5 protein-coding genes are annotated in these 6,068 nt (G+C 70.4%); all 5 read left to right on the top strand.

What is annotated here, in order from left to right; all coding sequences use genetic code 11:
* Nucleotides 1-150: 150 nt before the first annotated feature.
* Entirely contained in the window at nucleotides 151-1,101 is a 951-nt protein-coding gene (locus BN11_RS09615; protein ID WP_157044063.1) for a hypothetical protein, read from the top strand.
* Between the two features lie 101 nt (nucleotides 1,102-1,202).
* Nucleotides 1,203-1,976: an imidazole glycerol phosphate synthase subunit HisF gene (gene hisF / locus BN11_RS09610; RefSeq protein ID WP_048697066.1), complete on the top strand. Its 774-nt coding sequence runs from the start codon at nucleotides 1,203-1,205 to the stop codon at nucleotides 1,974-1,976.
* Nucleotides 1,977-2,030: 54 nt separating this feature from the next.
* Nucleotides 2,031-2,684, top strand: a complete 654-nt coding sequence (locus BN11_RS09605) for a TIGR03085 family metal-binding protein (RefSeq protein ID WP_048697065.1) — start codon at nucleotides 2,031-2,033, stop codon at nucleotides 2,682-2,684.
* 9 nt (nucleotides 2,685-2,693) lie between these two features.
* Nucleotides 2,694-4,613 carry an ABC transporter ATP-binding protein gene (locus BN11_RS09600; protein ID WP_048697062.1) on the top strand — a complete coding sequence of 640 codons (1,920 nt, stop codon included), beginning with the start codon at nucleotides 2,694-2,696 and terminating at the stop codon, nucleotides 4,611-4,613.
* Nucleotides 4,610-6,068 (top strand): ABC transporter ATP-binding protein (locus tag BN11_RS09595; protein ID WP_053084054.1); only part of this gene is annotated, 1,459 nt, incomplete at its 3' end. The genes BN11_RS09600 and BN11_RS09595, both read left to right, overlap by 4 nt.

Raw genomic sequence — 6,068 nt, 5'->3', positions numbered from 1 at the left:
TCGGGGGGCAGTGGCGGGCGGCTGCACCTCGGGTGTTAGCCTCGACGGGCACGCCCGGCAAGGGATCCGGTGTGGTGCAATCCCGCCGTCGGGCGGGGTTTTGCCAGCCCGCGGCAGAGGCTGCGGCAGATCGAGGGGAAAAGATACCCAATGCGTCGTTCATCCACCATGCTCGTGGCCGGAGCCGTCACCGCGCTCGCCTGTGGCGTCGTCGCCGCCCCGGCCGGCGCCGAGAGCGCGCCGCCGTCGCGCCCGGGCACGCAGGTCCCGGTCTATGCCGGCCCGCTGGACGGCACCACGTCGCTGATCGCCGACGACACCTCGGGCAAGGCGGCCCGGACCGCCCGGATCACCGTCACCTACCACGGCTTCAACGCCACCTCGAAGGCCGCCTTCCAGCGCGCCGTCGACATGTGGTCGACCAAGATCTCCTCGCCGGTGCCGATCACCGTCGACGCCACCTGGGCGCCGCTCGGCTCCAACATCCTCGGCTCCGCCGGGTCGAACTACATCTGGAAGGTGGGCGGCGTCTGGCAGGGCGACGCGATCGCCAACAAGAAGGCCGGCCGCCAGCTCAACTCGGCGCCCGACATCGTCGCCCGCTTCAGCAGCAGCTTCACCAACTGGCACTTCGGCACCGGCCCGGCCCCCGCCGGCAAGTACGACTTCACCAGTGTCGTCGCGCACGAGATCGGCCACGGCCTCGGTTTCTGGGGTGTGGGCCGGGTCAACGGCGCCCTGGGCACCGTGCGCTACAACGGCGCCAACGGGGTCTACGACCGCTACACCAAGCTCGGTTCCTCCACGGGCAGCCCGCTGCTGTGGAAGATGCCCGACAACTCCACGAAGCTCGGCTCCGCCTTGCGCAGCAACAATCTCTACTTCGACAGCCCCGCCGTCCGCAATGCCAACGGCGGCAAGGCGGCCCGGCTCTACGCGCCCGGCACCTGGCGGCAGGGCAGCAGCTACAGCCACCTCAACGAGTCGACCTATCCCAAGGGCAACCCCAACTCGCTGATGACCTACGCGATCGGCGGCGGCGAGACGATCCGCACGCCCGGCAACATCACGATGGCGATCTTCAAGACCATCGGCTGGTAACCAGAGGGCTCAGCATCGGTCGAGAGGGGAACGTCGGCACGGTTTCGTCCAGGATCCGTGCCGATCGTCCCCTCTCGACCGTCGCTGTCTAGGCTCCTGCCATGGCTTTGGCTGCGCGCGTCATCCCGTGCCTCGACGTCGACGCGGGGCGGGTGGTCAAGGGGGTCAACTTCGAAGACCTCCGCGACGCCGGCGACCCCGTCGAGAAGGCGGCGGCGTATGGCGCGGCGGGCGCCGACGAGTTGACCTTCCTGGACGTGACGGCCAGCAGCGCCGGACGCGACACGACATACGACATCGTCCGCCGGACGGCGGAACAGGTCTTCATCCCGCTCACCGTGGGCGGGGGAGTGCGCACGGTCGACGACGTCGACAAGCTGCTGCGCGCCGGCGCCGACAAGGTGGGGATCAACACGGCCGCCATCCACCGGCCCGAACTCATCGCGGAGGTGGCGGACCGGTTCGGGGCCCAGGTGCTGGTGCTGTCGGCCGACGTGCGGCGGCTGCGTGGGCCGGACGGTCAGCTGCTCGGCGGGTTCGAGGTGACCACGCACGGGGGGCGTCGGAGCGCGGGGCTGGAAGCGATCGAATGGTGCGCTCGCGCAGCGCAATTGGGCGCCGGCGAGATCCTGCTCAACTCGATGGACGCCGACGGCACGACCGCCGGTTTCGACATCGAACTGCTCAAACTCGTTCGTGCCGAGGTGTCGATCCCGATCATCGCCAGCGGCGGCGCCGGGACTCCCGAGCATTTCGCCGAGGCCCTGGATGCCGGCGCCGACGCCGTCCTCGCGGCGTCCGTCTTCCACTTCGGCACGCTGACGATCGGCGAGGTCAAGGACGCCATCCGCGCCCACGGCCACCCCGTCCGCTGACAGCTGACTCGGCCGCCCATGGCCTTGTCGGAGGGAGGAGGCAGGATAGGCGGTATGACGTCTTCCTCCACGCCCCGCTTCGCCCAGGTCGAGCGCGGCGCCCTGTGCGACACCTTCCTGTCGGTCGGGCCCGACGCTCCGACGCTGTGCGAGGGTTGGACGACCGCCGACCTGGCCACGCATCTCGTCGTCCGCGACGGCCGGCCCGACCTGATCGTCGGGCCGATGCTGCCGGTGATCGGCGGCGTCGCCAAGGGCCAGGTGCGCGCGATCAAGCACCAACCGTGGCCGGACCTGGTCGAGTCGGTGCGCTCGGGACCGCCGCGGCTCTCGCCCGTGCGGATCGGCAAGGTCGATGAGCTGGTCAACCACGTCGAATACTTCATCCATCACGAGGACGTGCTGCGCGCCCAACCGGGTGCCCTGCGCCGCGAGATCCCCGACGCCGAGCAGCGGGCCCTGTGGCGCGCGCTGGCGCGCATGGCCAAGCTGATGTTCCGCAAGTCCGCCGTCGGGGCGGTCCTGATCGCCCCGCAGGGCCGGATCGTCGCCAAGGCGCCCACCGACCTGGGGAGCGTCGACATCGCGGGCCGGCCCGGCGAACTGTTGCTCGCGGCATACGGCCGGCATGCCCAGGCCGACGTCACCACGACCGGCGGCGACCAGGCCGTGGCCGCGTTGTGGTCGAGCAAACTGGGGCTCGCGTGATCGCACGTCATGCCCGTTGATGATCTCGGGGCCGGCGCCGGGAGCGATCGCTCGCTGCGGCGGGCCCTGTCCGTCATCGCCCTCGGCGTGCGCGCCGAGCCGCGGCTGTTCGCCATCGCCGTCACGGGAAGCGTGCTGTATGGCGTGCTCACCGCCGGCATGGCGCAGGCCGTCGGCTGGGTGACAGCGCATCAGATCACGCCGGCGATCCACGAGGGCGGGCTCAGCCGCGGGCGGGCGCTGATCATCGGATCCGTGATCGGCGGCGTGGTCCTCCTCACCACGGTCGGGGTGCTGCTGCGGCGGATCGGGGGCGGCTTCACGGTGTTCAACGTCGGCGCCGACTACCGCCGCAAAGTCACCCGCCAATACCTGCGCCTGCCACTGGCCTGGCACCACCGTCACCCGTCGGGCCAGTTGCTGTCCAACGCCCATGCCGACGTCGAGGCGACGTGGAATATCTTCATGCCGCTGCCGATGTCACTCGGCGTGCTCGTCATGCTGCTCGCCGGGGCCGTCCAGATGGTGCTGATCGATCCGGTGCTGGCGGGTGTCGGGCTGGTCATCTTCCCGCTGCTCTTCGCGGCCAATGCCGCTTTCCAGCGGCGGATGAGCGAGCGGGTCACGCGCGCCCAGCAGTTGCGCGCCGAGGTCGCGGAGGTGGCTCACGAATCCTTCGAGGGTGCGCTGCTGGTCAAGGTGATGGGGCGCGAGCAACGGGAGACCTCCCGGTTCGCCGAGGTCAGCGACCGGCTGCGCACGGCCGCGATCCGGGCCGGCCGCACACGGGGCACTTTCGACCCGGTGATCGAGGCGATCCCGACGTTCGGCACTCTCGCCGTCCTGGGCGTCGGGGTGGGGCGCGTCGCGAGCGGAGCCGTGACGACGGCCGAGCTGGTGCAACTGGCTTATCTGATCTCCGTCCTCGCCTTCCCCGTGCGCGCGTTCGGCTGGGTGCTGGGCGAGATCCCGCGCACCCTCGTCGGGTGGGAGCGGGTCAACGCCGTCCTGCAGGCGCGCGGCTCGATGAGTCACGGTGCCGCGGACTTGGGCCAGGGGAGCCCGGGCGCACGGCTGACCATGGACGGCGTCACCTACTCCTACGAAACCGCCTCGGATGCCGCCCTGACCGGGTCCGGTGCTACCGCTGGGTCCGCTGATCTCCCTGCCAGTGGAGCCCTCGGCGCGCCGATCGCCTTGCGCGACATCACTCTTGACGTGGCACCGGGCGAGACGATCGCCATCGTCGGGCCCACCGGGGCGGGCAAGTCCACGCTCGCGGGGCTGATCGTGCGCTTGATCGATCCGACCAGTGGCCGCGTGTCCATCGACGGGGTCGACGTGCGCGACCTCGCTCCCGGTGCGCTGGCCGCCGATGCGGCGCTGGTCCCGCAGAGCACCTTCATCTTCGACGACACCGTCCGGGGCAATGTCACCCTCGGTGCGCCGGTGCCCGACGCGCAGGTCTGGGCGGCGCTGCGCACGGCTCATGCCGATGGCTTCATCGCCCGGCTGCCCGACGGGATCGACACCAAGGTCGGCGAACGCGGCGCCACGCTGAGTGGCGGCCAGCGGCAACGGATCGCGTTGGCGCGGGCACTCGTTCGCCACCCGCGTCTCTTGGTGCTCGACGACGCGACGAGCGCGGTGGACCCGACGGTGGAGCAAGCGATCCTGGCTGCCTTGGGGGCCGGCACCGGTGCCATGACCGTCGTCGTCATCGCCTACCGGATGTCGACGATCGCGCTCGCCGACGAGGTGGCCTTCCTCGACGAGGGCCGTCTTGTCGACCGTGGCACGCACGCCGAACTGATGTCGCGCTGCCAGGGCTATGTCGACCTGGTGACGGCGTATGCCCGAGAAGCGGCCGAGCGGGCGGCCGTCGCCGCCGACGAGGAACCGTCGGATCCCGTGGAGGTGACGTCGTGAGCACCGCCCTCCCCGCCAACTCCGCCATGCAGACCAAACCCGCCGGGGGAGCCTGGGCAACGCTGAAGCGCGGTGTCTCGCTCTCGCCCGAGCTGACCAAGGGCATCGGTGTCACCCTGCTGCTGGCGATTGTGACGACCGCCGGACGAGTCGTCGTGCCGGTCGTCGTCCAGCGCGTCACCGACGACGGCCTGCTCGCCGCCGGGGGTCCCGACGCCGGGATCGTCTATCGCTACCTCGCGATCGCCGCCGTCGTGGTGGTCATCACGGCGATCTGCTCGTATGCCGTCAACGTGCGCCTGTTCACGGCGTCCGAGGGCGGGCTGGCGACGTTGCGGGTCAAGGCGTTCCGGCACATCCACGATCTGTCGGTGCTGACGCAGAACGCCGAGCGCCGCGGATCGATGGTGGCGCGGGTGACGACCGATGTCGACACGATCAGCCAGTTCGTCCAGTTCGGCGGGATCGTCCTGATCGTCAGCTTGGGCCAAATCACGCTGGCGACGGTGTTGATGGTGATCTACAGCCCGGTGCTGGCGGCCGTGACCTGGGGCTGCTTCATCCCCCTCGTCATCGCCGTCCGGCGCATGCAGAAGTCGCTCGGCGCGGCATACGGCGATGTCCGCGAGCGTGTCGGCGACCTGCTCGCCGCGGTCTCCGAATCCGTCGTGGGTGCTGCGACGATCCGCAGCTTCGGCGTCGAGGACCGCACCGCCGAGCGGCTCGACGCGGCGATCGAAGGCCACCGCAAGGCCGCGACGACCGCGCACATCCGCTCGACGATCGCTTTCTCCGCGGGCCAGTTCGTCGGCGGTATCACCCTGGCGGTCGTCCTCGTCGTCGGCACCTGGCTGGCCGCGCGCGGGGACATGACCCTCGGTGAGCTGCTGGCCTATCTCTTCCTCGTCGGCCTCTTCACCCAGCCGGTCCAGCAGGCCACGGAGATTCTCAACGAGTTGCAGAACGCCGTCGCGTGCTGGCGCCGCGTCATCCAGGTCATGGACACCCCCGCCGATGTGGCTGACCCCGGGACTGACGGGATCGACCTGCCGCGGGGGCCGATCACCGTCGACTTCGACGATGTCGGCTTCGCCTATCCGGGCGGCCCTCCGGTGCTCCACGACATCACCGAGCACGTCGCGCCGCGCAGCCGGATCGCCATTGTGGGAGAGACCGGTTCGGGCAAGTCGACGTTCGCCCGCCTGCTGACGCGGCTGATGGACCCGTCGTCGGGGATCGTGCGCCTCGACGGCGTCGACATCCGCGACGTGCGTTTCGGCTCGCTCCGCTCCCGGGTCGTCATGGTGCCGCAAGAGGGCTTCCTCTTCGACGACACCGTGCTCGAGAACATCCGCTTCGGCGGCGAGCACTCGCGCGCCGACGTCGAGCTCGCCGTGACCGAGCTCGGGCTGGATGCCTGGCTGTCCGGCCTGCCCGCCGGCCTCGACACCCAGG

It is taken from the genome of Nostocoides australiense Ben110 (assembly GCF_001050535.1).
In the GTDB taxonomy this organism is placed as follows: domain Bacteria; phylum Actinomycetota; class Actinomycetes; order Actinomycetales; family Dermatophilaceae; genus Nostocoides_A; species Nostocoides_A australiense.
This window is presented reverse-complemented; position numbering and strand designations above follow the sequence as displayed.